We start from the raw sequence: 26,349 nt of genomic DNA, 5'->3' as shown, positions 1-26,349 counted from the left end.
CCACCTGTGGCGACTTTCTCGCCATTCTGGTGCGTCGCGCGGCTCGCCGTCACCCGTTGCCGGGTACGGCTAAGACCGCGTCCACGATCGCCGCCGGCTCCACGAGCTGGAGCTGCCGCGCCGCCCGCGGCAGGCGTACGAACCGGGCGCGGAGGTCTCCGGCGAGCCGCTCCGCGCAGCCGGCCCGCCCGCCGGCGGCGATCACGGTCACCGGAACGTCGGGGAACGGCTTGTCCTCCCTGATGCGGCGCAGGTCGGCGGCCATGTCACGGCGGGCCAGCCACTCCCCCGCCACCGCCGCGGGCACCTTGCCCATCCGGTAGACGCCGAGCGGGTCGGGCACGCCGGCGAGCCGCCGGTGCGCGGTGGGTCCCGCCAGGCGGGCCAGCGCGGTGGCGCCCCAGGTGCCGCCCAGGGCGGGCAGCCACCTGGCCGCGGCCCTGGCGGCGGCCAGCGGCCGGCGGCCGTCCGGGCAGGCCGGGTCGACGAGGACGAGTTTGGCCACGCACAGCGGGTGCAGCCGGGCGAACGCCTCCGCGTGCCAGCAGGACACGCCGTGGGCGACGACGGTGACCTGCTCCGGGTGGGCCGGGGACAGCGCGGCCAGGCGGGCGACCTCGGCGTACAGGGTGGGCGGGGCCGGCGAGTGCGGGCTGAGGCCGAGCCCGGGGCGGTCGAAGCGGATGACGCGGCGGCTGCCGGCCAGTTCGCCGGCGACGGCGTCCCAGTGGAACCAGGCGCCCGCGGGTCCGGCCGTGATGAGCACCGCCGGACCGGCGCCCTCCTCGATGACGTGCGGCGTGCCGTACCCGGATGGGCGCCGGTCGGCGAGGAGCAGGCGCAGCGCCACGTACACGAGCCAGACGGCGATGAGCGTGAGCTGCGCGCGGTGGGCGAGCCCCGCGCCGCGCCCGGCGGCGAGGGCGACCGCGGCGAGCGCCGTCACGGCCAGGGTCAGCCACATGAGCAGCCACGCCGCCCGCGCCCGCCACCGCGCGGCGAGCAGCGCCATGGCGGCCAGCACCGCGCCGGTCGCCAGCGTCCCGGCCGTGAGGTGCGCGTGATGGCCGATCGACAGGCCGCCGATCCCGCAGCCGGGGTCGCTCAGCGCGGCGCAGTCCAGCGGGAACACCGCGACCGCGACGGTGAGGAACCCGTACCCGGTCAGTGCCAGCCAGCCCGGCCACTCGCGCGCCACCCTGGGCACGAGTGCCACGCCGAGCACGCACACCAGTCCGGCCAGGGCGTCGCTGATCCGGAACAGAAACGTCCACGGCTGGTCGCGGGCGGCCAGCTCGCTGACGTACCCGTTGGTCCTGTCGACCTCCGGCGTGGTGAACTGGCCGGTCACCCAGGCGCTGCCCAGCACGGCCGCCACGATGAACGCGGAGGCCGCGAGCACGTACAACCTTCGCTCCACGTGATCATTAGATCACCTGGGGCGATCACAACCCAGGAGCGCCCCAGACCGGGAACCATCGGGTCAGCTCCGCCTCCAGCGGCAGCTCGCCCTCCAGCACCCCTCTGACCTGCAGCTCCAGCGCGGTGTCGCGCTTCTGCTCCTTCAGCGGCGCGAACGGGTAGAACGTGCCCCGCTTGTACAGGTAGACCAGCGCCAGCCGCCGCCCGTCCGGATCGGCGAACGACACCAGCGAGCACAGCAGCGAGGGCCCGAACCCGGCGGACTCCAGCGAGGAGTTGACCGCGTGCAGCTCGGTGACGAGGTCGCTGACCGCGTCGGGCTCGCGGCGCACCAGCAGCCAGGTGTAGCCGTAGCCGTCGTCGGACTCCTCGACGCGGTCGCCGAGCAGCGCCTTGACGTCGCGTTCGAGCGTGGCGAAGGCGGCGCCCTCGGCCGCGCGGAAGGACACCGAGCCGAGGCCGGTGGGCGCGAGGCCGGTCGCGGCCTGCAGGGTCACGGCCGCGGACGGCAGCGCGAACAGCGCGTCGAGGTCGGGCTTGGCCGGCTTCGCCCGGCCCAGCAACGCGTCGAGCCAGCCCATGTGGTTCAGCCCCTTCCGAGCTGCTCGGAGATGGCGGCCAGCTGCTCCAGCCGCCGCTCCAGCGGCGGGTGGGTGGCGAACAGGTTCGCGATCGACCGGCCGCCGGCCAGCGCCGGGGCGAAGAAGAAGGCGTTGAACGGCTCCGCCTCGCGCAGGTCGCGGGTCGGGATCCTGGCCATCTCGCCGGTCACCTTGGTCAGTGCGCCGGCCAGCGCGGACGGGCGTTGCGTGAGCAGCGCGCCGCCCCGGTCCGCGGCCAGCTCGCGGTAGCGCGACAGGGCGCGGGTGAGCAGGAAGCTGATGGCGTACACAAGGGCCGAGACCAGCAGGATGATCGCCCCGATGGGCACACCGCCCTGACCGCCGTTGCGGCGGCCGCCGAACCCGCTGTAGAGGGCGAACCTGGTCATGAGACCGGCCACGATGCCGAGGAACGAGGCGATCGTCATGACGGCGACGTCGCGGTGCGCGACGTGCGAGAGTTCGTGGGCGAGCACGCCTTCGAGCTCTTGAGGCTCCAGGCGGCGCAGCATGCCGGTCGTCACGCAGACGACGGCCTTCTTCTGGTTGCGGCCGGTGGCGAACGCGTTGGGGACGTCGGAATCCGCGATCGCCACCCGCGGCTTGGGCATGTCGGCGAGCGCGCACAGCCGGTCGATCAGGCCGTGCAGCTCGGGGGCCTCCTGCGGCGAGACCTCCCGCCCGTGCATCGCGAACAGGGCGATGCGGTCGGACAGGAAGTACTGCACGAGCAGCAGACCCCCTGCGAGGACCAGCACGGTCAGCGCCCGTACGCCGAGAGCGATCAGGACGCCGACGAACACCACGTAGAGCAGCCCGAGCAGGAACATCGTCACGACCATGCGGCTGGTCAGGCCGCGGTCGGACGCGAACCGCGTGCTCACGGCTCAGCCCGGGATGAGGCCCTGATCGCCTAGCATCTCCCGGACCTCCTCGATCGAGGCGTCCGCGGGGGGAAGGATCAGCTCAGACGGCTCAAGGCTGTCGTCGGGGAGCGCCTTGCCCACGTGGCGCACCTTGTCGAGCAGCGCGTGCAGCTTGACGCGGAAGGCCTTCTCGTCGCCGACCTCGATGGCCGCCTCGAGCTCGCTGTCGAGCTCGTTGAGTATCGAGATGTCGTCGGCGGAGATCTCCACCTGGCCCTCGCCCATGATCCTGACGATCATGCGCCCTCCCCGGGCTGGCGCAGCTGCTGCGTCCCGCTCTGGCCCTGCTGGGGCTGCGACTGCTGCTGCGGCTGGGCCTGCTGCTGGGGCTGGCCCTGCTGCCCCTGCTCGATCGCGCTCTTCGGCGCCGGGCCCTGGCCCAGCTCGGACTTCATCCTGGCCAGCTCCAGCTCGACGTCCATGCCGCCGCCCATGCGGTCGAGCTCGGCCTGGATGTCGTCGCCCTTGGTGCCGGTGAAGTCGTCGAGCGCGCCGCTGGCCAGCAGCTCGTCGATGGCGCCCGCGCGGGCCTGCATCTGCGCGGTCTTGTCCTCGGCGCGCTGGATCGCCAGGCCGACGTCGCCCATCTCCTCGGAGATGCCGGAGAACGCCTCGTTGATGCGCGTCTGCGCCTCGGCGGCGGTGTAGGTCGCCTTGATCGTCTCCTTCTTCGTGCGGAAGGAGTCGACCTTGGCCTGCAGCCGCTGGGAAGCCGTGGTCAGCTTCTCCTCCTCGGCCTGCAGATTGTCGTGCTGGACCTTGAGATCGGCCATCTGCGTCTGCAGACTGGACCGCCGCTGCAGCGCCTCGCGGGCCAGGTCCTCACGCCCGACGGACAGCGCCTTGCGGCCCTGCTCCTCGAGGCGCCTGGAGGACTGCTCGAGGCCGTTGATCTGCAGCTCCACCCGCTTGCGCGACGTGGCCACGTCGGCCACCCCCCGGCGCACCTTCTGCAGCAGCTCCAGCTGCCGCTGGTAGGAGTAGTCGAGGGTCTCGCGCGGATCCTCCATCTTGTCCAAGGCTTTGTTGGCCTTGGACTTGAAGATCATCGAAAGTCTCTTCATCACGCTCATGCGCGTCGGCCGTCCCCTTCTAGGTCGTGCTGGTGGTCACCCAATGCAGCGCAGCCGCCTTGGGATTACCCTACGCATAACGCACGGGGGCGTCACTAAGTTGCAGTCCAGGTAGGGTTGACGCGTGTTGCGACGCCGTTCCCAAACCTCCGTGGACGACACCCCCGTCCCCGCTGACGATCCTAAGCCCCAAGGTAAAGGACGTCCCACACCCAAGCGCCGAGATGCCGAAGGCAGACGACGCCAGCCGGTCAGCGCTCCGAAGGACCGCAAAGAGGCCTATCGGCAGATGCGGGCCAAACAGGCCGCCGAGCGCGAGCGGGCCCGCAAGGGCATGCTCGCAGGTGACGAGCGGTATCTCCCCGCCCGCGACAAGGGCCCCGCGCGCAAGCTCGCGCGTGACTGGGTCGACGCGCGGCGGCTGCCCAGCCAGTACTTCCTGCCGTTCTCGCTGGTGATCCTGCTGGCCACGTGGGTCCCGTGGCCCCCCGAGATCCGGGCGATGGTGCTCAACCTCGTGATCGCCGTCGGGTGGCCGATCATGATGCTCGGCGTGCTCCTCACCTCTGTCTACGTGGCGTGGAAGGTGAAGCGGGTGGTGGCGGAGAAGCTGCCGGACGAGCCGCTCAGGGGCGTGGGCTTCTACGCGGCGATGCGCGCCCTGCAGATCCGCAGGCTGCGTTTCCCGCCGCCCACGGTGCTGCCCGGCGGCAAGCCGGCCCCGCCGAAGAAGTAGCCGCCGCGGCGGGACCGGCGGCTACGGGTTGCCGTCGTCCCAGCGCAGCACGCCTCGCTTGACCGCGGGCCGCCAGCCGTCGATCTCCTTGCCCCGCTCCAGGGCGTCGGCGACGGCCCGCAGCAGCGCGTACGTCGACGGCAGGCGAGGACTCATGCCCGAAATCGTGTCGTCCCATCCGACGGCGCCGCCCGCGGAGTCGACCACGGCGTACTCCGAATAGCTCGAATCGCGCATCTCGAAATAGAGGAACGGGATCATCCGGCCGTTCCAGTATTCGGTGGCGGGATCGGTCCCGAGGTCGGTGCGCTGCCACGAGCAGAGCGAGCGCCAGGCGTCCCTGATCTCGCGGATGCTGAGGGCGTGGAGGCCGTAGTACCAGAAGCCGAACACCGACCGCCCCTTCGAGCCGTTGTGGCGCAGGAGCGAGGCCCGCAGGTCGTCGGGGAAGTCCACGCCCATCTGGGATTCGGCGACGGCGATCGTGCGCGCCCTCCCGGGGTCGCCCAGGGTCCGGTACGTCCGGGGCGCGTTCACCTTCAGCCATCGCTCGATCCGCCGCCACTGCCTGCCCACGGCTCGTCCGACCTTGCGGTCGATCGGGCGCACGGTGACCGGGCGCAGGGCCGGCGAGCAGTTGGGGTCCGGGATCTCGGCGGGAGTCCGCGCCGGGGTGAAGGCCGGGACGGACCCGCTCGCGGTGGGCCGGGGCGTGGCAGGATCGCCCGGCGTGGCCGTCATGGCCGCCTGCTCGTCCTGATACGCGCGCCATCCCGCGGCGGACGCCTCCTGCGCCTCCGTGGGGATCAGCGCGGCCGCCAGCGCCACCACCACGATCGCCGCGATGGCGGCCCACACCAGTCCCATGCGCGGTCCGCGCGCCGGCCTCACCGCCGCGGGCTCGGGCCGTCTGCCGGGCATTCCGGCGCGACGGCGCAGCCGTACCGCTATCGCGGTCAGGATGGCCGCCGTCAGCGCCAGCCGTACGAGCTTCAGCACAGTCGCGCACCCTATCCCGAAACAGATCACCCCATGGACCGGGATTAAGGTCGGATCCATGGAATTCCGACACCTCGGTCGCAGCGGTCTCAAGGTCAGCGAAATCAGCTACGGTAACTGGCTCACCCACGGTTCTCAGGTCGAGGAGGACGCCGCCAAACAGTGTGTGCAGGCGGCGCTCGACGAGGGCATCACCACGTTCGACACTGCCGACGTCTACGCGGGGACGAAGGCCGAGGAGGTGCTCGGCCGGGCGTTGAAGGGCGTCCGCAGGGAGTCGCTGGAGATCTTCACCAAGGTCTACTGGCCGACGGGGCCCGGCCAGAACGACCGCGGCCTGTCGCGCAAGCACATCACCGAGTCGATCAACGGCTCGCTGCGCCGCCTGCAGACGGACTACGTCGACCTGTACCAGGCGCACCGTTTCGACCACGAGACGCCGCTGGAGGAGACGCTCAAGACGTTCGACGATCTCGTACGCCAGGGCAAGGTCCTCTATGTCGGCGTCAGCGAGTGGACCGCCGACCAGATCGCCCAGGCGTTGAAGATCGCGGACGAGATGGGGTTCGACCGGATCGTGTCGAACCAGCCGCAGTACTCCATGCTGTGGCGGATCATCGAGGCCGAGATCGTGCCGCTGAGCGAGAAGGAGGGCGTCGGCCAGATCGTCTGGTCGCCGATCGCCCAGGGGGTGCTCACCGGCAAGTACGTGCCCGGGCAGCAGCTTCCGGAGGGCTCGCGGGCGACCGACGAGAGCGGCGGCAGCGCGATGATCTCGCGGTTCATGAACGACGACGTGCTGACCAGGGTGCAGGACCTCAAGCCGATCGCCGCCGACCTGGGGCTGAGCATGGCCCAGCTGGCGATCGCCTGGGTGCTGCAGAACCCCAACGTCTCCAGCGCCATCGTCGGCGCCAGCCGCCCCGAGCAGGTGCGCGACAACGTGAAGGCGTCCGGCGTCAAGCTGGAGGCGGACGTGCTGCGGCGGATCGACGACGTGCTCGGCCCGATCGTCGAGCGCGACCCGTCCAAGACGGTGAGCCCGCGCACCCGCCCGTAACGGGCGGCACACCAAAAACCCCTTGAGCCACAACAGCGCTCAAGGGGTTTTTCATTTATCCCGGATTCACTCCGGGCGCAATGACAATCCCGCGTATTCAACGCGGTCCTCGTCGAGCAGCGCCACCTGATCGACGCCCAATTCGAGCAGGTCACGCCAGTTCTCGCCGAGCCAGGACTCCGCGTCCGCCTGGCTCGGAAAAACTTCTCGCGGCAAAGGGCGATCCGTCACCTCACCACCATTTGCATTTTCATAACGCCACCGCCATGTCATGCCATACGCTCCTTTTCCGCGGGTTCGCCGGCGCACCTTCCGACGGCAATGGAACCTTACTCCCGAGCTTGGAGGTCAATCGATGCTGCGCGCCCGCCGTGTTGGCGCCGGGGTCGTCCTCGGGGCAGCCGCCCTGCTCTTTCTGCCCTTTTCCGCCCTCGCCCCGGCCTCCGCCGGGGCTGACAACCCTTTGCCCGGCGGGGCCGATTCCCATGCCACGCGGCTGTGGAGCGTCTGGCAGAGCGACGGCACGGCCTGGCTGGCGGCCGCGGCCGGCGACTCGCCGCCGGACGGGTCGGTCATCGGCCGGCGATTCTCCGCGGCCCCCGACGAAGCGGCGAGCGAGTCCCCGGGCGGGGACCTGCCGTCGTTCGAGGGTGTGTGCGGCGGGGACGTCGCGGGATCCGGGCACAAGCGGGTGGCGGTGGCGGTCGACCACGGCGACGGCGAGACCGACGCCCGCCGCCGCTCCAGGACCTCGGTCCCGGCGGGCCGGTAAGCGGCCTCCGCTCGTCCGGCCTTTGTAGGCTCGGCGCGGTGAAGGTTCTTCTCTCTGGCACCGCGGGCGAGGCGGGCTGGCCCGCGTCCGGCTGCCGGTGCGCCTCCTGCGCCGGGCTGGCGCCCGGCCATCGCCGCCCGTTCGAGCTGATCGTGGACGGCGCCGTCTCCTTCCCTTTCGCCGACGTGCCCCCGGGGTACGCGGCCTGCGCCGGCGGCCGAGGGCTGACCGGCCCGGACGGCACGGCCCTGCTGTGCCTGCCGGCCGGGCACGGCGTCCCGCCGGACGGACCCTCCCGGTACGACGTGGTGCTGATCGACCTGCTCGACCGGCCCGAGCGGCTCGGCGAGCTGCGGCGGGCGGGGCTGGCGGACGAGGCGACCCGGGTGGTGGCCGTCGGGCTCGATCACCGGATCCGGTCGGAGGGGGAGCTGGCCAGGCGGCTGCGGCTGTGGGGCGCGGTCGCCGTACCGGACGGGACGGTGCTGGAGACCGGCGCCGCACAGGCGGCCTCCAGGAGCCTGGTGCGGCGGGCGTTGTTGCTGGGCGGGTCGCGGTCGGGGAAGTCGGCGGAGGCCGAGCTGCGGCTGGCCGCGGAGCCGTGCGTGACCTATGTGGCGACCGGGCCGGACGGCGCGGGCGACGGCGAGTGGGCCGCGCGGGTGCGGGCGCATCGGACGCGGCGGCCCGCGCACTGGGACACCGTCGAGACCACCGACCTGGCCGGCACGATCCGGAGCGCCACCGCGCCTCTGTTGATCGACGGCCTCGGGACCTGGCTTGCGGCCGTGTTCGACGAGCACGGGGCCTGGGAGGGCGACCGCGCCCCCGTAGCGGGGCGGTGCGACGAGCTGGTGGCGGCGTGGCGGCAGGCGCAGCGGCCGATCGTGGCGGTGTCCGACGAGGTGGGGATGGGCGTGGTGCCCGCCACGGCCAGCGGACGGGCGTTCAGGGACGCGCTGGGCCGGCTCAACGAGCGCCTCGCCGCCGAGTCGGAGTACGTGGCCCTGGTGGTCGCGGGACGCCCGCTCGAGCTGTGAGTCCCGGGTTACGGGCGGACGGCCCGCGCGTACCAGCGGCCGTCGAGCCGGTCCACGTGCAGGGGGCGGCCGAAGCAGTCGGAGAGGTTCGCCGGGGTCAGCACGTCCGTCACGGGCCCCGCGGCCAGGACCCGGGCGTCGCGCATGAGCATGGCGTGCGTGGTCGTGGCCGGCACCTCCTCCAGGTGGTGCGTCACCGTCACGGTGGTGAGCACGGGCCTGGTCATGGCCAGGTCCTCGACGGTGGCGATGAGGTCCTCCCGCGCCGGCAGGTCGAGTCCCGCGAACGGCTCGTCGAGCAGCAGCACGGCCGGGTCGGCCATGAGCGCCCTGGCCACCCTGATCCTGGCCCGCTCGCCCTGCGAGCACACGCGGAACGGCCGCTCCGCCAGGTCCTTGCAGCCCACGTCGGCCAGCAGGCGGTGCGCCCGGTCCCGCTCGGCCTCGCCGTACCTGTCCCACAGGGGAGCGCTCGTCCCGGTGTGCCCGGTCAGCACCACGGTGTGCGCGGTCGCGCCCTCCTCCTCCATCAGCTCCTCGTCGATCAGGCGCTGGCTGGAGGCGACCAGGCCGATGTGGCGGCGCAGATTCCGCACGTCGACCCGCCCGAGCCGGTGGCCGAGCACCTTGACCGCGCCCTCGCTGGGATGCCGTACGGCGCCGGCCAGCGAGAGCAGCGTCGTCTTGCCCGCGCCGTTCGGGCCGAGGATCGCCCAGTGGTCGCCGTAGTCCACCTGCCAATCGACCGCGTCCAGCAGCGCCTTTCCGACAACTCGGACACCTACGCCTTCGAGTTCAACCACGTGCATCCCGCCACACTAGTGGCCTACGATCAGCCGACATGCGTCTTGTGGACGGGATGCGGTTCGCGGTCGGCACGCTCAGCGTCTTTCCCGTTCGGGGCGAGCGGGTGGATCGGGTGGTCGCCGGGCAGGCGATGATCCTGGCGCCGGCCGTCGGAGTGGTGCTCGGCACGGTCGCCGGGCTGCCCCTGTTCCTGCCCGTGCCCGCGCTGCTGGGGGCGGCGCTGGCGCTCGGGCTGCTGGCGGTGCTGACGCGCGGCCTGCACTTGGACGGGCTCGCCGATCTGGCGGACGGGCTGGGCAGCGGCAAGCCCGCCGACGAGGCGCTCGCCATCATGAAGAAGTCGGACATCGGGCCGTTCGGCGTGATGGCGCTGGTGTTCACGCTGCTCGTGCAGGTGGTGGCGCTGGCGGAGGCCGGGTTCGCGGCCCTGGTGACGGCGTGCCTGGCGGGGCGGATCATGCTCACGTGGGCCTGCCGGACGCGCGTCCCCGCCGCCCGGCCGGACGGGCTGGGGGCGATGGTCGCGGGCACGGTACGCCCCTCCGCGCCCTGGCTCGTCACCCTGGCCGCCCTGCTCGCGTCCGCGGCCGTCGGCCTGACCGTCGACCTGCGCACCTGGGACAGGCCGGCGGAGCCGGCCGGCGAGCTGACATCGTGGGTCACGGACGCCGGGCTGGGGTTGCCCGCCTTCCTCACGCTGCCGGCCGGCCTGCTCGCCGGTCTGGGAGCCGCCATGCTGCTGCTCCGGCGGGCCGGGCGGCGCCTCGGCGGCATCACCGGCGACGTCCTGGGCGCTCTGGTGGAGACCGCCACGGCCGGCGTGCTGGTGATGTGCGCGGTGCTCGGCTGACCGGAGCGCGAGCGGTCAGGCGGCGGGCTCGGGGGCCGGCTGCGGCGGGCGTACCGGAGAGAAACGGAGCAGGGCCGCGCCTGTCAGCGCCAGCAGCACCCACCCCACCAGCCCGGTCACCCCGACCAGCACTTCGTTCGGGGGCGCGGCGGCGTCGCCGAGGAGCAGTCCGGCCGGGGCGACCGCGTTGAGCGAGCCGTGCGCCACGACCGCGGGCCAGACGCTGCCCGTCCGCAGCCGCAGCCAGCCGAGCAGCACCCCGGCCAGCACGCAGAACCCGATGAAGAACAGCGCCGCCCACGACCCGAGCCGGGGGTAGTTGTAGCCGAGCAGCGTGAGCGGCGCGTGCCAGACGCCCCAGACGGCGCCGGAGAGCAGCAACCCGGTGAAGACCCCGTTCGTGGACACCAGCCGGGGCAGCAGCCAGCCGCGCCAGCCCCACTCCTCTCCGAGCACCGGGATGGCGTTCAGCACGGGGCCGGCCAGGACCGCCACCACGATCTGCAGCACGGCCACCGTGCCGAGATCGGCGGGCACCTGTGCGCCCCGGGCCTCGAGCGACGCCCTGAGCAGGCTGAGCCGGTCCAGGTCCAGGGACGCCGGCCCGACGGCGGCGCTGAGCCCCATCGCGAGGAACACCAGCAGCGGGACGCCGAGCCAGGCGCCGAGCACGAGCGCTCCCGTACGTCCCTTGCGCTCGCCGAGCGTCAGCCCGGTCTCCCTGGCCCACTCCTTGAACGGCTTGCGCGAGACGGCCCACACGCCGAGCACTCCCACGGCGGGCGTGAACATCATCAGCGTGGCCAGCCCCCGCGCCGGCGGGGAGCTCAGTCCCCCGCCGAACCAGACGGGCAGCATCACCGCCCACGACAGCCCGAAGGCCAGGACGATGAAGACGAGGAGAGGTCGTTTCATGGCTGCACTCGCTCCGCTATGAGGGCGTTGATGAGGGACGCACCGCGCGCGGCGTGGTCGACGCTGATCGCCAGCCGTCCGCCGGACCGGTAGCCGATCACGAGGCACTCGCCGCCGCGCAGCATGATGGTGGCACTTCCGGGCAGCCCGCGGATGCCCCATCCGCCGACTTGGCCCGGATGACGGGTCTCCGCCCAGGCCGATTCGATCTTGGAGAGCGGGATCCTGCGCGACGGCCAGCCGAGCGGGCCGAACCGGATGGCGACCCGATCGTCTCCGGCCTGCACGGACAGGGACGAGGTCAGGACGCCCGCCACCAGGATGACGACGAGCCCGGGAAGGATCGGGACCAGCAGGTCGCCCGGCACGATGCCCATCGCGTGGAGGGCGCCCGCCACGACGAGAGCGGCCACCCCTGCGATGGTGATCAGGCCCAGCCAGGGGTTGGCGACGTGGCCCACCCAGACGGTCCGCTGCCCTGCCCTGAGCCGCAGACGGGGCGGCAGTCGCCCGGGGTCGGCCGGCGGGTCGGGCTCTCCCCGTCCCAGGCGGCCGGCGAGCACGGCGGCGACCACCATCGCGCCGATGACCGCCGGGACGGCCCAGGCAGGCAGCCGCGCCGCGGACCACGTCGGCGCACCGAGGTTGGCCAGCACGGTGGCGGCGTTCATGCCGAAGGCGAACACGCTCATCCCGGCCAGCAGGCCCCACCAGAACATCCGGCCCTGTCTGCGGGCCGGCACCCTGCCGTGCACCGCGATGCCCAGCGCGGCCAGCCACGGCAAGGCCCAGACCAGCACCACCATCGTCAGATACGCGGGGAACGCCATGTGGCCGTCGGCCCGGCCGCCCGGACCCCAGTGCGTGGCCAGCGGGTCCGGCAGCCGGTCCCGCATGGTCAGGGGCAGCAGGACCTGCGCTGCGAGGACGAGCAGGCCCCACGCGGCGGCTCGGGAATTCATGGCAGTTCCTCCAGGATCATGATGAGGTCGTCGCGGCCGTAGCCGTACTTCTGGGCCTCCTCCAGCAGCTCGCGTGCCCGCTGCGCGAGCAGCGCGCGTCCGTCGGCGCGGCCCGCGACGCTGACGCCGCGCCCGCGCCGGAACTCCAGCAGTCCCTCGTCCCGCAGGTCGCGCAGCGCGCGCAGCACGGTGTTGGGGTTGATGCCGAGCGCCTGGGCCAGGTCGCGGGCGGGCGGGAGACGGTCTCCCGGCGCGTAGGAGCCCTCTCCGATCGCGCGCCGGATCGCGCCGGCCACCTGCTCGTGCAGGGGCCGCGCATCGTTGAGGTCGAGCGTCAGCAGCATGGTGCTAATGACACTAGCACCATTAATCAGAAAGCGCTGACCAAGGATTTGTAGGATGAACCCCTGTTTGTGAGTACGCAGAAGACCTGGATAGCATCGGTTTACGTGACCACTGTGCGGCTGAACTCAGCAGATCCAGGCTCCCTCGACACCGACGCTTTGGTCGTCGGCTTCCGGTCCGGCCAGGACGGCCCCAGCCCCGCCACGGGCGCCGAGTCCCTCGACGCGGCCTTCGGCGGCAAGCTGGCCGCCTCGCTCGCGGCCGTCGCCTTCACCGGCAAGGCCGGCGAGCTGGCCAAGCTGCCCACGTTCGGCGCCATCGCCGCCCCGCTGCTGGTCGCGGTCGGGCTCGGCGACTCCTGCGACGCCGAGGGCCTGCGCCGCGCGGCCGGCGCCGCCGTCCGATCCCTCGCCGGCACCGCCCGCGCCGCGCTCGCCCTGCCCGCCGGCTCCCCCGAGGAGGCCGAGGCGGTCGCGCTCGGCGGGCTGCTCGGCGCGTACGCCTTCTCCCGCTACCGCACGAACGGCGAGCAGAAGCCGCCGGTGGCCGAGCTGACCGTGATCTCCGGGCAGCCCGAGGCCGTCGCCGCGCGCGCCGGCGTGCTGGCCGAGTCCGTCGCGCTGGTCCGCGACCTGGTCAACATGCCTCCTTCCGACCTGTGGCCGGCCCGGTTCGCCGAGATCGCCGAGCAGGAGGGCGGCAAGGTCGGGCTGAGCGTCCAGGTGCTCGACGACAGGCAGCTCAAGGACGGCGGCTACGGCGGCCTCGTCGGCGTCGGCCAGGGCTCGGCCAACCCGCCGCGCCTGGTCCGCCTCTCCTACACCCACCCGGAGGCCGGCAAGACCCTCGCCTTCGTGGGCAAGGGCATCACGTTCGACTCGGGCGGCCTGTCGCTCAAGCCGTCGGCCTCCATGGACTGGATGAAATCCGACATGGGCGGCGCGGGCGCCGTGCTCGGCGCACTGATCGGCATCGCCAGGCTCGGCCTCCCCGTGAACGCCGTCGGCTACCTCTGCCTGGCCGAGAACCTGCCGAGCGGCACCGCGCAGCGCCCCTCCGACATCATCCACAGCTACAGCGGCAAGACCGTCGAGGTGCTCGACACCGACGCCGAAGGCCGCCTGGTGCTCATGGACGGCATCGCCAGGGCCGCCGAGGACGGCCCCGACGTGATCGTCGACGTGGCGACCCTCACCGGCGCGCAGATCGTCGCGCTCGGCTGGCGCACCGCCGGCGTCATGGCCAACGACGACGCCGTCAGGGAGCTGGTCGTCGAGGCCGCCGGCGCGGCCGGCGAGGGCGCGTGGGGCATGCCACTGCCCGAGGAGCTGCGCAAGGGTCTCGACTCGCCGATCGCCGACATCGCCAACCTCCAGCCGGAGCGCTGGGGCAGCATGCTGGCGGCGGGCATCTTCCTGAAGGAGTTCGTGCCCGACGGGGTGCGCTGGGCCCACATCGACATGGCCGGGCCCGCCTTCAACAAGGGCGAGCCGTACGGCTACACGCCGAAGGGCGGCACGGGGGCCATCACCCGCACGCTCATCGGACTCGCCGAGCGGCACGCGAGCATCTGAAACAAATGAAAAGATGACGGCACACGAACACCCCGACAAGGAGCCTTCCGTGGCCTATGACATCGTCGTCCTAGGGGGCGGCAGCGGCGGGTACGCCTGCGCCCTGCGGGCGGCTGAGCTGGGCAAGTCGGTCGCCCTGATCGAAAAGGACAAGATCGGCGGCACCTGCCTGCACCGGGGGTGCATCCCCACGAAGGCTCTGCTGCACTCGGCCGAGGTCGCCGACGAGACCCGCGAGAGCGAGTCCTTCGGCGTCAAGGCCAGCTTCGACGGCATCGACGTCCAGGGCGTCCACACCTTCAAGGACAAGATCGTCACGCGGGCCTGGAAGGGCGTGCAGGGCCTGCTGAAGGGCGCGGGCGTGACGATCGTCGAGGGCGAGGGCCGTCTGATCGGCGCCAACAGGATCCAGGTGGGCCCGGAGGTCTACGAGGGCCGCAACCTCGTCCTGGCCACCGGCTCGGCGCCCAAGACGCTGCCGGGGCTGGAGATCGACGGCGAACGCGTCATCACCAGCGAGCACACGCTGAAGATGGACCGCGTGCCGGCCTCGGTCATCGTGCTGGGCGGCGGCGTGATCGGTGTGGAGCTGGCCAGCGTCTACCGCTCGTTCGGAGCCGAGGTCACGATCGTCGAGGCGCTGCCGCACCTGCTGCCGACCGAGGAGGAGTCCAGTTCCAAGCTGCTGGAGCGGGCCTTCCGCCGCCGCGGCATCAAATACGAGCTGGGCGTCTTCTTCGACAGCGCCAAGACCACCGAGACGGGCGTGGTCGTCACGCTGGCCAACGGCAAGACCCTCGACGCCGAGCTGCTGCTCGTCGCGGTCGGCCGCGGCGCGGTCTCCTCGGGCATGGGTTTCGAGGAGCAGGGCATCGCGATCGAGCGCGGCGCGGTCGTGGTCGACGAGCACTGCCGGACGTCCGTGCCCGGCGTCTACGCCATCGGCGACCTGATCCCGACGCTGCAGCTGGCGCACGCCGGCTTCGCCGAGGGGATCATGGTGGCCGAGCACATCGCCGGGCTCAACCCGCCGCCCATCGACTACGCGGGCGTGCCGCGCATCACCTACTCCGACCCCGAGGTCGCCTCGGTCGGGATCACGTCGGCGCAGGCGGCCGAGCGCGGGATCGAGGTCGTCGAGCAGGTCTACGACCTGGCGGGAAACCCCAAGAGCCAGATCCTCGGCACCTCGGGCGCGGTCAAGGTCATCGCCCAGAAGGACGGCCCGGTCGTCGGTGTCCACATGGTGGGCCGGCGCATCGGCGAGCTCGTCACGGAAGGCCAGCTGATCTACAACTGGGAGGCGCTGCCCGCAGAGGTCGCCCAGCTCATCCACGCACACCCGACCCAGTCCGAGGCCATGGGTGAGGCAATGCTGGCCCTGGCCGGCAAGCCGTTGCACGTCCACAACTAGTCCAGCCCTCGAGATCAGAACGCGAGAGAAGAATAACGATGCCGGTCTCCGTACAGATGCCCCAGCTCGGCGAGAGCGTGACCGAGGGCACCGTCACCCGTTGGCTGAAAAAGGAGGGCGAGCGCGTCGAGGCCGACGAGCCGCTCCTCGAGGTGTCGACCGACAAGGTCGACACCGAGATCCCCTCACCGTCCGCCGGTGTGCTCACCAAGATCGTCGTGGCTGAGGACGAGACCGTCGAGGTCGGCGCCGAACTCGCCGTCATCGACGAGAACGCCCAGCCGGGCGCCGCCGCCCCGGCTCCGGAGGCCGCGGCCCCCGCCGCGGCTCCCGCGCCGCAGCCCGAGCCCGAGCCGGAGCCCGCCCCCGCGCCGGTCTCCTCGATCCCGCAGCCGGCCCCGGCCCAGCCTGCGCCGCCGCCCGCCCCGGCTCCGGCGCCCGCCCCTGCGCCGCAGGCCGCTCCCCAGGCGCCGGTCTCCGAGCCCACCCCGCTGCCGTCGGGCGAGAGCCCGTACGTCACGCCGCTGGTACGCAAGCTCGCCAACGAGCACGGTGTCGACCTCGACTCGATCACCGGCACCGGCGTCGGCGGCCGCATCCGCAAGCAGGACGTGCTGGAGGCCGCCAAGGCGCAGCGCGACAAGGCCGCCGCGGCCCAGGCCGCCCCGGCTCCCGCCGCTCAGCCGGCCGCCGCCCAGCCCGCCCCGGCTCCGGCCGCGCAGGCGCCGGCCGCCGTCGCCACGGCGCCCGAGCCCGTCGAGGTCGACACCACCCTGCGCGGCCGCACGGAGAAGATGTCGCGGCTGCGCCAGACGATGTCGAAGCGGCTGGTCGAGTCGCTGCAGACGGCGGCCCAGCTCACCTCGGTGGTCGAGGTCGACGTCACCAAGATCGCGCGGCTGCGCGAGCGTGCGAAGGCCGACTTCCAGCGCCGCGAGGGCGTCAAGCTGTCGTTCATGCCGTTCTTCGAGATGGCCGCCATCGAGGCGCTCAAGCAGCACCCGAAGCTCAACGCGACGATCAACAACGAGACCATGGAGGTCACGTACTTCGACGTCGAGCACCTGGGCATCGCGGTCGACACCGAGCGTGGCCTGATCGCCGCGGTCATCAAGAACGCGGGCGACCTCAACCTCGCCGGGCTGGCACGCAAGACGGCCGACCTGGCCGAGCGGACGCGCGCCAACAAGGTGACGCCCGACGAGATCACCGGTGGCACGTTCACGCTGACCAACACCGGCAGCCGCGGCGCACTGTTCGACACGCCGATCCTCAACCAGCCGCAGGTCGGCATGCTCGGCACCGGCGCCGTCGTGAAGCGGCCCGTGGTGCTCGACACGGCCGACGGCGAGGTCATCTCGGTGCGTTCGATGGTCTACCTGGCGCTGACGTACGACCACCGCCTGGTGGACGGCGCGGACGCGGCGCGCTTCCTGACGACGATCAAGCGTCGCCTGGAGGAGGGCCGCTTCGAGGCCCAGCTCGGCCTGGCGTAAGGCTCCTCCGATCGGCCGGACGTCCCTCGGGGGACGTCCGGCCTTTCGTTTGGCCGGGGGGCGGCGCGGCGGGGGCGGCGTGGACGGCGGTCGGAGGGTGGCGGGCGTACTGTGGGCGTATGGCGATCATCGTGACGGGGGCGTCCGGGCTGCTGGGGTCGGCACTCGGTCAGGCGCTGCGGGACGAGGGGCGGGAGGTCGTCCGGCTGGTCCGGAGGAAGCCGCAAGGCCCCGATGAGGCGTTCTGGCAGCCGTCGGAGCAGGTCATCGACCTGTCCGTGCTCGACGGGGCCGAGGGCGTGGTGCATCTGGCCGGGGCCTCGATCGGGGACAGGCGGTGGAGCGAGGCGTACAAGCGGGAGCTGGTCGCCAGCCGCGTGGAGGGCACCAGGGTGCTCGTGGACGGGCTGCGCGAGGTGGCCACGCCGCCCCCGGTGCTGCTGTCCGCCTCTGGAGTGGACTTCTACGGGGACACCGGCGATCGGGAGATCGACGAGGACCAGGGCAAGGGGACGGGGTTCCTGCCGGACCTGTGCGAGCGCTGGGAGGCCGAGGCCGTGCGGGCCGGGGAGGCCGGGATCAGGACCGTGCGGCTGCGGACCGGGCTGGTGCTGAGCCGGAAGGGCGGGGCGCTCGGGCGGATGTTGCCGATCTTCAAGATGGGGCTGGGGGCGCCGCTGGGGTCGGGGAAGCAATACTGGTCGTGGATCAGCGTGGACGACTGGGTGGGCGCCGCGTTGCACGTGCTGAGGAATCCGGATGTGACCGGGCCGGTGAACTTCACCTCCCCCTCCCCCGTCACCAACACGGAGTTCACCCGTACGCTCGCCAGGGCCGTGCGCAGGAGCGCGATGCCGATCCCCGTGCCGGCGTTCGCGCTCTCCCTCGGCCTGGGCGAGTTCGCCCGCGAGGGGCTGCTGCCCGGCCACCGCGTCCTGCCGCGCAAGCTGGCCGACAGCGGCTACCGCTTCGCCCATAGCAGCCTCGACGAGGCGCTGCGCGCCGTACTCTAGTGGCGTTCGTCCTCTCGTCAGGTGGGAGATCTTTGACATGACCCGGTCAGGACAGTCGCACATCCTCGCGATCGGCGGCGGCTCGTTCCGCCCGAGCCCGCGCTACGGCTTCGTCGAGGCGAGCGGGCTGCTGCGCTACGGACTGGACCTGACCGGCCAGGATCGGCCGAAGCTCGGCCTGCTCGCCACCGCGACGGGCGATTCCGCGGACTGGCTGCTGAAGATGTACGGCGCCTTCGCCGGCTGGGACGTCGAGGTGAGCCACCTGACCGTGTTCCCGATGCCCAACGTCCCCGACCCCAAGACGTGGATCATGGAGCAGGACATGATCTACGTGAGCGGCGGCAGCGTCGCCAATCTGATGGCGTTGTGGCGGCTGCACGGGTTGGACGAGGCGTTCGAGGAGGCGTGGCGGTCCGGGGTGGTGCTGACCGGGCAGAGCGCCGGTGCCCTGTGCTGGCACGTGGGCGGCAACACCGACTCCTTCGGCCCCGAGCTGCGTCCCTGGTCCGACGGGCTCGCGCTGCTGCCCTACTCCTGCGGCGTGCACTACGACTCCGAACCGCAGCGGCGAGCGCTGCTGCAGGCGTTGGTGGCGAGCGGCGAGCTGCCCGGCGGCTACGCCGCCGACGAAGGCGTCGCCCTGCACTATGTGGGCACGGAGTTCATCCAGGCGGTCACCGTCGAGCCGGGCGGCTATGCCTACCGGCTGGAGCACGACGGAGCGGGCGGGGTCAAGGAGTTCAGGATCGAGCCCCGTTCCCTGACCCCCTGAATTACCCTTCAAGGGTGATGGAACGGCACAATAGGCTCATGCGCCCCATCCCCGGGGACGATCCCCACGCACTCGCCCTCGTCCGGCTCGGCGTCGACGTCCCCTACGAGCAGGCCTGGTCGCTGCAGCGCTGGGTGCACGGCAAACGCGTCGCGGGCGAGGTGCCCGACACCGTTCTCATCCTCGAGCACGCACCCGTCTACACGGCGGGCAAGCGCACGGCCCCGCACGAGCGCCCGTCCGACGGCACCCCGATCATCGACGTCGACCGGGGCGGCCGCCTCACCTGGCACGGTCCCGGCCAGCTCGTGGCCTATCCGATCATCAGGGTGACCGACGTGACCGCGTACGCCGACCGCCTGGCGGAGACCATGATCCAGGTGTGCGCGGACTTCGGGGTCTCGGCCCAGCGGGTGTCCGGGCGGGGCGGCGTCTGGGCGATGGGCGACGCCGGTCTCGGGGTGCCGGACCGCCAGCTCGGCGCGGTCGGCATCCGGGTCTCGCGCGGCGTCACCATGCACGGCTTCGCGCTCAACTGCGCCAACGACCCCCGCTGGTTCAACCGGATCGCACCGTGCGGGCTGCCCGACGTGGGCGTCTCCTCGCTGTCGGCGGAGACGGGCCGCCGCATCGTGGTCGAGGAGGTCATGCCGATGGCGGAGAAGCGGCTGGCCGAGGCGCTGGGCAGGGAGTCGTACGAACTGCACGAGGAAGACCTCCTCCGTCTCCGGTGAGCCGGCAGGGTAACCGGATCGGCATCTAATAGCCGCAGAAATCGGGATAACTCCGACTTACCATCGCCCGTGTGAAGCGTCTCCTCGCTCTCATCCTCGCGCTGCTGGTGCACCTGATGACGCTGGGCTTCGTCGCGCTCGGCACCTGGACGATCCTGACCCACGCGGACTCCCTGGTCGCATGGCTGCTCGGCGGCCTGAGCCTGGCGATCGGGTGGGTGCTGCGGCCGCGCCTGGGCACGCTGCCCGCCGACGCCGAGGTGCTCGGCCGCGCCTCCGCCCCGGAGCTGTACGCCGTCGCCGACCGCGTGGCCGACCGCGTCGGCGTCAAGCGGCCGAGCCGGGTCGCGATCAGGGACCTGGCCACCGAGACCTGGTACGACCGGGTGGGCCTGGCGCGCACGCCGACGCTGGTCGTCGGGCTGCCGCTGTGGCTGGCCCTGCCGCCCGGGCAGCGGGTGACGCTGCTGGCGGCCGCGTACGCCCGCGTCCCGACCGGTGACGAGCTGATCGTCACCGGCGCGCTCGAGACGCTGGAGGCCTGGCGCGACGCGCTGATCGAGGCCGGGCCGCTGCGGGTCAGGGAGGAGGCGCAGACCAAGATCACGGCTGCGTCGCTGGGCGTCGCCGACCAGCCGGGGACCACGTACGAGGTGGCGGGCTTCCTCGGCCGCCTGCTCGGCCGGGTGCTGGGCGGGCCCGTGCTGCTGGTGCGGTACGCGCTGAGCCGGCTGGCCCGCGCCGGCGAGACCCGTACCAGGCGGCGGCAGCGGGCGCTGGCGCTGCGGGTGGCGTCAGAAGAGGAGCTGGCCGAGCTGGAGGAGCTGGCGGCCGGCGCCGGCTACCTGGCGCCGATGCAGGCGGCGGCGCTGCGCGGCGAGAGCGTGGCGTCGATCAGGCAGAGGGCGCTGGCCCGGTCGCAGCTCAGGGAGGACGGCGTGCTCACCTCGGCCCCGCACTCGGAGCTGCTCGGCACGCGCGAGTCGGAGCGGATCGACGCCGAGCTGCTGACCCACTACGCCCGCGCGATCCGCGGCTTCGGCCTCATCACCTGACCCTTGAACAGGCGGCTTCATCGCGAGACGTAAGCTGGGGACGTGACCGTTGCTCCTGAAGGCCGAAAGCTCCTCCGCCTGGAGGTGCGTAACGCCGAAACCCCTATCGAGCGCAAGCCCCCGTGGATCAAGACCAGGCTCAAGACGGGCCCCGAATACACCGAGCTGAAATCGCTCGTGCGCCGGGAGGGCCTGCACACGGTCTGCGAAGAGGCGGGCTGTCCCAATATCTACGAGTGCTGGGAAGACCGCGAGGCGACCTTCCTCATCGGCGGCGACCAGTGCACGCGCCGCTGTGACTTCTGCCAGATCGACACCGGCAAGCCCAAGGAGTACGACCGCGACGAGCCGCGCCGGGTCGCCGAGTCCGTCCAGCAGATGGGCCTGAAGTACGCGACCGTGACCGGCGTCGCCCGCGACGACCTGCCCGACGGCGGCGCCTGGCTCTACGCGGAGACCGCGCGTCAGATCCACGCCCTGCTGCCGGGCTGCGGCGTCGAGCTGCTGGTGCCCGACTTCAACGGCAACCGCGACCAGCTGGAGGAGGTCTTCTCCAGCAAGCCGGAAGTGTTCGCGCACAATGTGGAGACGGTGCCGCGGATCTTCAAGCGGATCCGTCCCGCGTTCCGCTACGACCGCTCGCTCGCGGTGATCACGATGGCCCGTGAGGCCGGGCTGGTCACCAAGTCCAACCTGATCCTGGGCATGGGCGAGACCCGCGAGGAGATCGTCGAGGCCATGCGCGACCTGCACGCGGCCGGCACCGACCTGCTGACGATCACGCAATACCTTCGGCCGACGCCCCGCCACCACCCGGTGGAGCGGTGGGTCAAGCCGGAGGAGTTCGTGGAGCTGCAGGCCGAGGCCGAGGCGATCGGGTTCGCCGGGGTCCTGTCCGGGCCGCTGGTCCGCTCGTCGTACCGGGCGGGCAAGCTGTACAAGCAGGCCATCGAGGCCCGTCAGACCGCTTGAGGTCTTCCGAGGACGGCCCCGGGCGCACGATCGCCCGGGGCTCCTTCGTGTCCGGGCACGGCAGTCCGATGGGAGGCGGGATTGGGCTGAGGCGGGTGGGTTTGCGGCGAGATGGGGCGTCGCTACCATGGCAGGGCAGCCGACGGAGGGCGATGGGATGGCCGTTCTGATCCGCACCGGTGACCTGCCGGCCAAGGACCGCCATGACGCCTGGAAGACCATCGTCTGCGACACGCTGGGCCCGCTCGACCTGCGGATCGACCCCGACGCGCCGCTGCGCGGCGCGATCGAGTTCGGCCGGCTCGGTCCCGTGGGCGTCGGCCGGGTCCGCACCTCGACGCCGCACAGCGTGCACCGGACCGCCGGTCTGATCCACCGTGACAACCCCGAGCACTACCGCGTCGTGCTGGCGATCTCGGGCAGCCCGCACCTGGCCCAGGACGGCCGCGCCACCCAGCTCAGCCGCGGTGAGTTCGCGATCTACGACTTCACCAGGCCCTACGAGCTGGCCTACGACAGCGCGGTGCAGTTGGCCGTGTTCAGCATCCCGCGCGATCTGCTCGCCCTGCCGATGGACTCCGTCGCCGAGCTCAGCGCGCTGCCCATCGGCTCGGAGTCCGGCGCGGGCGCGCTGGCCGTGCCGCTGCTGCGCCGGGTGGCCACGGATCATGAGACGTACGCGCCGGGCAGCGCCGCCCGCCTCTCGACCGTGGTGATGGACCTGGTCGGCGCCGCGATCGCGGAGCGCCTTGAGCTGACGCGGTCGCTGCCGGCCGACTCGCGGCAGCGGACGCTCCTGCTGCAGGTCCACGCCTTCATCGAGCGGCACCTGGGCGACCCCGGCCTCGACCCCGGCCAGGTCGCGGCGGCCAACCACGTCTCCGTGCGCTACCTGCACCGCCTGTTCGAGGCGGAGAACACCACGGTGGCCGCCTGGATCAGGCAGCGGCGCCTGGAGCGCTGCCGCGCGGAGCTGGCCGCGGGCGGCGACGAGCCGGTGAGCACGATCGCGGCCCGGTGGGGGCTGCCGGACTCGGCGCACTTCAGCAGGCTGTTCCGGCGCGCGTACGGCATGCCGCCGGCCGAATACCGCCGCGCCGGCGCCGTGCGCTGAACGTCAATCCACCTGGCGCCCAGATCCAAGACGGGCGAGTCCTTGATCAGCAGACTGGAGCTGTTCGCCCGATCGATGGAAGGGATCAGGAAATGCAGCTCTTCGTCAACCTGCCGGTCAAGGACCTGGACCGGTCGCACAAGTTCTTCACCGGCCTCGGCTTCACGCTGTTCGGCATGGCCGAGGGCATGGCGTCGGTGATCATCAGCGAACAGACGCAGGTCATGTTGCTGACCGAGCCGGTGTTCGCCTCGTACATCACCAAGGACGTCGCCGACGCCGGCCAGGCCACCGAGGTGGTCCTGGTGCTCGGGATGGAGAATCCCCAGCAGGTGGACGAGCTGGTCGACAAGGCCCTGGCGGCGGGCGCCACGCCGGCGGGCGTGAAGCAGGAGGACGGCGTCAGGTACCAGCGCGGCTTCGCCGACCTGGACGGCCACCACTGGGAGGCGTTGTGCCTGGTGCAGCCCGCGTCCTGAGCGGCACGGCGATCTCCGCGGACGGCACCGCGATCGCCTGTGACACCTACGGCTCGGGCCCGGCGGTGGTCCTGGTGGCCGGGGCGATGATGGGCCGGGCGCATCCCACGCTCGCCGGCGTGGCCGGCGCCCTGGCGCCGTGGTTCACGGTCTGCTCCTATGACCGCAGGGGCCGCGGCGACAGTGGGGACACCCCGCCGTACACCGTCGAGCGGGAGGTGGAGGATCTGGCGGCCGTCATGGCGGCGGCCGGCGGGCCCGCGATGGTGTTCGGGGGCTCGTCCGGGGCCGCGCTGGCGCTGGAGGCCGCCGTACGGCTCCCGGGCATCACCAGGCTGGTCCTGTGGGAGCCGCCGTACCACGTGGACGACAGCGCGCCCGCGCTGCCGCGCGACTTCGCGGCCCGGCTGGCCGCGCTGGTGGAGGCGGGCAGGCGGGCGGAGGCCGTCGAGCGGTTCCTGGTGGATGCGGCCGAGGTGCCGGCCGCGGCCGTGGCCGGCATGCGCGCTCAGCCGTTCTGGGCGCAGGCCGAGGCGGTCGCGCACACGCTCGCCTACGAGGCCGCCGTGCTCGGACCCGGCAACGCGCTGCCCGCCCGGCGGCTCGCCGCGATCAGGCGGCCGACGCTCGTGCTCAACGGCGAGGACAGCCCCGCGTGGATGCGGAACGCGGGCGCGGCGGTCGCGGCGGCGGTGCCGGGCGCGATACGGCGAGTGCTGGAGGACCAGGCGCACGACGTGGCGGCCGAGGCGCTGGCGCCCGAGTTGCTGGAGTTCTTCACGCTTGAAGAGTAACGCTAAGATAACAAACCTATCGGGTATTCGGTTTTCTGGTGAAGACTACCGAAGTGGACTTCGACGAACTGATCGCCCGCCTGGACCTCAGCACCAAGATCCGACTGCTCACCGGGGCCGACATGTGGTCGCTCCCGCCCATCCCCGAGATCGGGCTGGACCGGCTCGTGATGAGCGACGGCCCCATCGGCGTACGCGGCGAGCAGTGGACCTCCGCCGACCCGTCGATCGCGCTGCCGAGCCCGACCGCGCTCGCCGCGACGTGGGACCGCGAGCTGATCAAGGAGGCCGGGTCCCTGCTCGGCCAGGAGGCCGGCCGCAAGGGCGTGCACGTGCTGCTCGCCCCCACGCTCAACCTGCACCGCTCCCCGCTCGGCGGCCGGCACTTCGAGTGCTTCTCGGAGGACCCGTTCCTGACGGCCGAGCTCGGCTCCGCGTACGTCGACGCCGTGCAGGAGCGCGGCGTGGCCGCCACGCCGAAGCACTTCGTGGCCAACGACTTCGAGACCGACCGCTTCACCGTGGACGTGCGGGTCGGCGAGAAGGTGCTGCGGGAGGCCTACCTGCGGCCGTTCGAGCAGGTGGCGCGGCGCGCGTGGGCGTTCATGACGGCGTACAACAGCGTCAACGGCACCACCATGACCGAGCACTCCGAGCTGGTCGACGGGGTGCTGAAGGACGAGTGGGGGTACGACGGGTGCGTCGTGTCCGACTGGACGGCGGTCCGCTCCACCGAGGCCGCCGCGCTGGGCGGGACCGACGTGGCCATGCCGGGACCGCACGGTCCCTGGGGCGAGAAGCTGGAGGCGGCCGTACGCGAGGGGCGAGTGCCCGAGTCGGTCGTCGACGACCGCGTCCGCCGCATCCTGCGCCTGGCCGAGCGCGTCGGCGCGCTGCGCTCACCCGGCGCGCCGGCCGCCGCGGCCGGGCGCCCGCTCATCGACGGTCCGGCGCTCGCGCACGAGGTGGCGGCGCGGAGCTTCACCCTGCTCACGAACGACGGCGTCCTCCCGCTCCGGGGCGTGCGCACCATCGCCCTGATCGGCGCGGCCGCACGCGAGGCCCGCGTCATGGGCGGCGGCAGCGCCCAGGTCTTCCCCGACCGGATCATTTCGCCCTTGGAGGGCCTGCGCGAGCGCGCCGACGTCCGGTACGCCCTCGGCACCGACCCCCGGATCCGCCTGGCGCCGATCTCCTCACCCGCCAGGGCGCTGTTCCTGGACGAGGACGGCGGCGTGCTGGCCGAGCACCCGCTGGCCGGCGGCGAGGCCCGCTGGATCGGCCAGTTGCCGCCGGATGTGGACGGCGACCGGCTGAAGATGGTGCGGCTGCTGACCACGTACACGCCGGGGGTGTCGGGCGAGCACGAATTGTCCGTCGCCGGCGTGGGCTCCTTCACCCTCACCGTGAACGGCGAGACCGTGTTCGACGAGGCCATCGACCTGTCGGGCGGCGACCCGGCCGCCGCGCTCTTCTCACCGCCCGAGCGGCGGGTGAGCGTGCCGATGACGGCGGGCGAGGCGTACGAGCTGAGCGTGACGCACCCGGCGGGAGCGTTCGTCGGCATGGCGTTCGTGGCCTTCACCCTCGGCCACGCCGACCCCAGCCCCGGCGAGGAGGCGCTCATGGCCGAGGCCGTGCGCGTGGCGGCGGAGTGCGACGTGGCGGTGGTCGTGGCCGGGACCACTCCGGAGGTGGAGAGCGAGGGCTTCGACCGCACGGATCTCAAGCTGCCCGGGCGCCAGGACGAGTTGATCCGCGCGGTGGCCGCCGCCAACCCGCGCACGGTGGTCGTGGTCAACGCGGGCTCGCCGGTGGAGATGCCGTGGGCCGATGAGGTGGCGGCGGTGCTGCTCGTCTGGTTCCCCGGGCAGGAGGCGGGGTCGGCGCTGGCCGACGTGCTGTTCGGTGACGCCGAGCCGGGCGGGCGGCTGCCCACGACGTGGCCGCGCCGGCTGGAGGACTGCCCCGTGGTGAACGTGACGCCCGTGGACGGGGCGGTGGCGTACGAGGAGGGGGCGTTCATCGGGTATCGGGCGTGGCTGCGGTCGGGGAAGGAGCCGGCGTTCTGGTTCGGGCACGGGCTGGGGTACACGACCTGGTCGTACGACTCGATCGCCGGACAGGGCGGCGCCGTCACGGTGGCGGTCACCAACACCGGCGACCGGCCGGGCCGTGAGGTCGTACAGCTCTATCTCGCCGAAGGGGCGGATCGGCGGCTGGTGGGCTTCGACGTGGTCGAGGCGGCGCCGGGAGAAACCGTGATCACCACCGTGTTCCCGCCCGATCGGGCCTTCCAGGTGTGGGAGGACGGCCGCTGGCGCACGGTCGAGGGCGAGCACACGATCGAGGCGGGACCGTGCGTGTCCGATACGCGACTGACCGTCACCGTGAAGATCTAGCCGAGGGCGAAATCGGCG

Annotated in this window: 28 protein-coding genes; 17 read left to right on the top strand and 11 right to left on the bottom strand. The window is 72.3% G+C overall.

Translation table 11 applies throughout. The features are described 5' to 3' along the window. Positions 1-49 precede the first annotated feature (49 nt). The 5 genes from ACIBX3_RS17395 to ACIBX3_RS17375 are packed head-to-tail and all read right to left on the bottom strand — an operon-like array spanning position 50 to position 4,023. Positions 50-1,420, bottom strand: a complete 1,371-nt coding sequence (locus ACIBX3_RS17395) for an alpha/beta fold hydrolase (protein ID WP_397117946.1) — start codon at positions 1,418-1,420, stop codon at positions 50-52. A gap of 25 nt (positions 1,421-1,445) precedes the next feature. Then, the gene (locus ACIBX3_RS17390; RefSeq protein WP_397117944.1) at positions 1,446-2,003 is read right to left on the bottom strand and encodes a hypothetical protein; all 558 of its coding nucleotides are present in this window, start codon (positions 2,001-2,003) and stop codon (positions 1,446-1,448) included. Between the two features lie 5 nt (positions 2,004-2,008). Then, positions 2,009-2,866, bottom strand: a complete 858-nt coding sequence (htpX, locus tag ACIBX3_RS17385; RefSeq protein ID WP_397118388.1) for a zinc metalloprotease HtpX — start codon at positions 2,864-2,866, stop codon at positions 2,009-2,011. 45 nt (positions 2,867-2,911) lie between these two features. Then, positions 2,912-3,190, bottom strand: coding sequence for a hypothetical protein (locus ACIBX3_RS17380; protein ID WP_397117942.1), 279 nt, complete (start codon positions 3,188-3,190; stop codon positions 2,912-2,914). Continuing rightward, entirely contained in the window at positions 3,187-4,023 is an 837-nt protein-coding gene (locus tag ACIBX3_RS17375) for a PspA/IM30 family protein (RefSeq protein ID WP_397117940.1), read from the bottom strand. The genes ACIBX3_RS17380 and ACIBX3_RS17375 overlap by 4 nt, the downstream gene beginning before the upstream one ends. 151 nt (positions 4,024-4,174) lie before the next feature. Between ACIBX3_RS17375 and ACIBX3_RS17370 the strand changes: the two genes are divergently transcribed. Next, complete coding sequence (locus tag ACIBX3_RS17370; protein WP_397118386.1) at positions 4,175-4,759, top strand: DUF3043 domain-containing protein; 585 nt, start codon at positions 4,175-4,177, stop codon at positions 4,757-4,759. 21 nt (positions 4,760-4,780) lie between these two features. Here the strand turns inward: ACIBX3_RS17370 and ACIBX3_RS17365 are convergent, their stop codons facing one another. After that, on the bottom strand, positions 4,781-5,758 hold the full coding sequence (locus ACIBX3_RS17365; RefSeq protein ID WP_397117938.1) for an SMI1/KNR4 family protein: 978 nt from the start codon (positions 5,756-5,758) through the stop codon (positions 4,781-4,783). 58 nt (positions 5,759-5,816) lie between these two features. Here ACIBX3_RS17365 and ACIBX3_RS17360 point away from each other — a divergent pair, with 58 nt between their 5' ends. Then, the gene (locus ACIBX3_RS17360) at positions 5,817-6,818 is read left to right on the top strand and encodes an aldo/keto reductase family protein (RefSeq protein ID WP_397117936.1); all 1,002 of its coding nucleotides are present in this window, start codon (positions 5,817-5,819) and stop codon (positions 6,816-6,818) included. 66 nt (positions 6,819-6,884) lie between these two features. Here the strand turns inward: ACIBX3_RS17360 and ACIBX3_RS17355 are convergent, their stop codons facing one another. Next, positions 6,885-7,091, bottom strand: a complete 207-nt coding sequence (locus ACIBX3_RS17355) for a hypothetical protein (RefSeq protein ID WP_397117932.1) — start codon at positions 7,089-7,091, stop codon at positions 6,885-6,887. An 82-nt stretch (positions 7,092-7,173) separates the two neighbouring features. Between ACIBX3_RS17355 and ACIBX3_RS17350 the strand changes: the two genes are divergently transcribed. After that, positions 7,174-7,590, top strand: coding sequence for a hypothetical protein (locus ACIBX3_RS17350; protein ID WP_397117930.1), 417 nt, complete (start codon positions 7,174-7,176; stop codon positions 7,588-7,590). Positions 7,591-7,628: 38 nt separating this feature from the next. After that, positions 7,629-8,630: a bifunctional adenosylcobinamide kinase/adenosylcobinamide-phosphate guanylyltransferase gene (locus ACIBX3_RS17345; RefSeq protein WP_397117928.1), complete on the top strand. Its 1,002-nt coding sequence runs from the start codon at positions 7,629-7,631 to the stop codon at positions 8,628-8,630. 8 nt (positions 8,631-8,638) lie between these two features. Here ACIBX3_RS17345 and ACIBX3_RS17340 read toward each other — a convergent pair whose 3' ends face one another. Then, positions 8,639-9,439, bottom strand: a complete 801-nt coding sequence (locus tag ACIBX3_RS17340; protein ID WP_397117926.1) for an ABC transporter ATP-binding protein — start codon at positions 9,437-9,439, stop codon at positions 8,639-8,641. Positions 9,440-9,471: 32 nt separating this feature from the next. Here ACIBX3_RS17340 and ACIBX3_RS17335 point away from each other — a divergent pair, with 32 nt between their 5' ends. Continuing rightward, positions 9,472-10,287 carry an adenosylcobinamide-GDP ribazoletransferase gene (locus ACIBX3_RS17335; RefSeq protein WP_397117924.1) on the top strand — a complete coding sequence of 272 codons (816 nt, stop codon included), beginning with the start codon at positions 9,472-9,474 and terminating at the stop codon, positions 10,285-10,287. Between the two features lie 15 nt (positions 10,288-10,302). On the opposite strand, the gene ACIBX3_RS17330 is transcribed toward ACIBX3_RS17335, so the two are convergent. The 3 genes from ACIBX3_RS17330 to ACIBX3_RS17320 are packed head-to-tail and all read right to left on the bottom strand — an operon-like array spanning position 10,303 to position 12,508. After that, positions 10,303-11,202, bottom strand: coding sequence for a CPBP family intramembrane glutamic endopeptidase (locus tag ACIBX3_RS17330; protein WP_397117922.1), 900 nt, complete (start codon positions 11,200-11,202; stop codon positions 10,303-10,305). After that, complete coding sequence (locus ACIBX3_RS17325; RefSeq protein ID WP_397117920.1) at positions 11,199-12,164, bottom strand: hypothetical protein; 966 nt, start codon at positions 12,162-12,164, stop codon at positions 11,199-11,201. The genes ACIBX3_RS17330 and ACIBX3_RS17325 overlap by 4 nt, the downstream gene beginning before the upstream one ends. Continuing rightward, positions 12,161-12,508, bottom strand: a complete 348-nt coding sequence (locus tag ACIBX3_RS17320; protein ID WP_397117918.1) for a GntR family transcriptional regulator — start codon at positions 12,506-12,508, stop codon at positions 12,161-12,163. Before ACIBX3_RS17320 ends, ACIBX3_RS17325 begins: the two co-directional genes overlap by 4 nt. A 105-nt stretch (positions 12,509-12,613) precedes the next feature. On the opposite strand from ACIBX3_RS17320, the gene ACIBX3_RS17315 reads away from it, so the two are divergent. The 12 genes from ACIBX3_RS17315 (at position 12,614) to ACIBX3_RS17260 (ending at position 26,331) form a co-directional block, all read left to right on the top strand. After that, complete coding sequence (locus ACIBX3_RS17315; protein WP_397117916.1) at positions 12,614-14,083, top strand: leucyl aminopeptidase; 1,470 nt, start codon at positions 12,614-12,616, stop codon at positions 14,081-14,083. Positions 14,084-14,096: 13 nt separating this feature from the next. Next, positions 14,097-15,497, top strand: a complete 1,401-nt coding sequence (lpdA, locus tag ACIBX3_RS17310) for a dihydrolipoyl dehydrogenase (protein WP_397117914.1) — start codon at positions 14,097-14,099, stop codon at positions 15,495-15,497. 38 nt (positions 15,498-15,535) lie between these two features. Continuing rightward, positions 15,536-16,993: a 2-oxoglutarate dehydrogenase, E2 component, dihydrolipoamide succinyltransferase gene (gene sucB, locus ACIBX3_RS17305; protein ID WP_397117912.1), complete on the top strand. Its 1,458-nt coding sequence runs from the start codon at positions 15,536-15,538 to the stop codon at positions 16,991-16,993. Between the two features lie 119 nt (positions 16,994-17,112). Beyond that, positions 17,113-18,006: a TIGR01777 family oxidoreductase gene (locus tag ACIBX3_RS17300; RefSeq protein WP_397117910.1), complete on the top strand. Its 894-nt coding sequence runs from the start codon at positions 17,113-17,115 to the stop codon at positions 18,004-18,006. Positions 18,007-18,043: 37 nt separating this feature from the next. Further along, on the top strand, positions 18,044-18,781 hold the full coding sequence (locus tag ACIBX3_RS17295) for a Type 1 glutamine amidotransferase-like domain-containing protein (RefSeq protein WP_397117908.1): 738 nt from the start codon (positions 18,044-18,046) through the stop codon (positions 18,779-18,781). 38 nt (positions 18,782-18,819) lie between these two features. Beyond that, positions 18,820-19,515: a lipoyl(octanoyl) transferase LipB gene (lipB, locus tag ACIBX3_RS17290; protein ID WP_397117906.1), complete on the top strand. Its 696-nt coding sequence runs from the start codon at positions 18,820-18,822 to the stop codon at positions 19,513-19,515. A gap of 71 nt (positions 19,516-19,586) precedes the next feature. Continuing rightward, the gene (locus tag ACIBX3_RS17285; protein ID WP_397117904.1) at positions 19,587-20,570 is read left to right on the top strand and encodes a M48 family metallopeptidase; all 984 of its coding nucleotides are present in this window, start codon (positions 19,587-19,589) and stop codon (positions 20,568-20,570) included. 42 nt (positions 20,571-20,612) lie between these two features. Then, on the top strand, positions 20,613-21,542 hold the full coding sequence (lipA, locus tag ACIBX3_RS17280; protein WP_397117902.1) for a lipoyl synthase: 930 nt from the start codon (positions 20,613-20,615) through the stop codon (positions 21,540-21,542). Between the two features lie 157 nt (positions 21,543-21,699). Next, positions 21,700-22,656, top strand: a complete 957-nt coding sequence (locus ACIBX3_RS17275; RefSeq protein WP_397117900.1) for a helix-turn-helix domain-containing protein — start codon at positions 21,700-21,702, stop codon at positions 22,654-22,656. A gap of 92 nt (positions 22,657-22,748) precedes the next feature. After that, a complete protein-coding gene (locus tag ACIBX3_RS17270; RefSeq protein WP_397117898.1) occupies positions 22,749-23,135 on the top strand; it encodes a VOC family protein in 387 nt (128 codons plus the stop codon). Next, the gene (locus tag ACIBX3_RS17265) at positions 23,111-23,929 is read left to right on the top strand and encodes an alpha/beta fold hydrolase (RefSeq protein ID WP_397117896.1); all 819 of its coding nucleotides are present in this window, start codon (positions 23,111-23,113) and stop codon (positions 23,927-23,929) included. The genes ACIBX3_RS17270 and ACIBX3_RS17265 overlap by 25 nt, the downstream gene beginning before the upstream one ends. A 38-nt stretch (positions 23,930-23,967) precedes the next feature. After that, positions 23,968-26,331: a beta-glucosidase H gene (locus ACIBX3_RS17260; protein WP_397117894.1), complete on the top strand. Its 2,364-nt coding sequence runs from the start codon at positions 23,968-23,970 to the stop codon at positions 26,329-26,331. The last annotated feature ends 18 nt before the right edge of the window (positions 26,332-26,349 follow it).

Source organism: Nonomuraea sp. NPDC049480, assembly GCF_044465905.1.
Lineage (GTDB): Bacteria > Actinomycetota > Actinomycetes > Streptosporangiales > Streptosporangiaceae > Nonomuraea.
Note: the sequence above shows the minus strand (reverse complement) of the source record. Positions and strands in the feature narration are given on the sequence as shown.

Coding starts and splice junctions, on each gene's coding strand:
- ACIBX3_RS17390 (WP_397117944.1), bottom strand. CDS start 2,003: ATGGGCTGGCTCGACGCGTTGCTGGGCCGGGCGAAGCCGGCCAAGCCC.
- htpX (WP_397118388.1), bottom strand. CDS start 2,866: ATGGTCGTGACGATGTTCCTGCTCGGGCTGCTCTACGTGGTGTTCGTC.
- ACIBX3_RS17380 (WP_397117942.1), bottom strand. CDS start 3,190: ATGATCGTCAGGATCATGGGCGAGGGCCAGGTGGAGATCTCCGCCGAC.
- ACIBX3_RS17375 (WP_397117940.1), bottom strand. CDS start 4,023: ATGAGCGTGATGAAGAGACTTTCGATGATCTTCAAGTCCAAGGCCAAC.
- ACIBX3_RS17360 (WP_397117936.1), top strand. CDS start 5,817: ATGGAATTCCGACACCTCGGTCGCAGCGGTCTCAAGGTCAGCGAAATC.
- ACIBX3_RS17355 (WP_397117932.1), bottom strand. CDS start 7,091: ATGACATGGCGGTGGCGTTATGAAAATGCAAATGGTGGTGAGGTGACG.
- ACIBX3_RS17350 (WP_397117930.1), top strand. CDS start 7,174: ATGCTGCGCGCCCGCCGTGTTGGCGCCGGGGTCGTCCTCGGGGCAGCC.
- ACIBX3_RS17340 (WP_397117926.1), bottom strand. CDS start 9,439: ATGCACGTGGTTGAACTCGAAGGCGTAGGTGTCCGAGTTGTCGGAAAG.
- ACIBX3_RS17335 (WP_397117924.1), top strand. CDS start 9,472: ATGCGTCTTGTGGACGGGATGCGGTTCGCGGTCGGCACGCTCAGCGTC.
- ACIBX3_RS17330 (WP_397117922.1), bottom strand. CDS start 11,202: ATGAAACGACCTCTCCTCGTCTTCATCGTCCTGGCCTTCGGGCTGTCG.
- ACIBX3_RS17325 (WP_397117920.1), bottom strand. CDS start 12,164: ATGAATTCCCGAGCCGCCGCGTGGGGCCTGCTCGTCCTCGCAGCGCAG.
- ACIBX3_RS17320 (WP_397117918.1), bottom strand. CDS start 12,508: ATGCTGCTGACGCTCGACCTCAACGATGCGCGGCCCCTGCACGAGCAG.
- lpdA (WP_397117914.1), top strand. CDS start 14,097: ATGACGGCACACGAACACCCCGACAAGGAGCCTTCCGTGGCCTATGAC.
- sucB (WP_397117912.1), top strand. CDS start 15,536: ATGCCGGTCTCCGTACAGATGCCCCAGCTCGGCGAGAGCGTGACCGAG.
- ACIBX3_RS17300 (WP_397117910.1), top strand. CDS start 17,113: ATGGCGATCATCGTGACGGGGGCGTCCGGGCTGCTGGGGTCGGCACTC.
- ACIBX3_RS17295 (WP_397117908.1), top strand. CDS start 18,044: ATGACCCGGTCAGGACAGTCGCACATCCTCGCGATCGGCGGCGGCTCG.
- lipB (WP_397117906.1), top strand. CDS start 18,820: ATGCGCCCCATCCCCGGGGACGATCCCCACGCACTCGCCCTCGTCCGG.
- ACIBX3_RS17275 (WP_397117900.1), top strand. CDS start 21,700: ATGGCCGTTCTGATCCGCACCGGTGACCTGCCGGCCAAGGACCGCCAT.
- ACIBX3_RS17270 (WP_397117898.1), top strand. CDS start 22,749: ATGCAGCTCTTCGTCAACCTGCCGGTCAAGGACCTGGACCGGTCGCAC.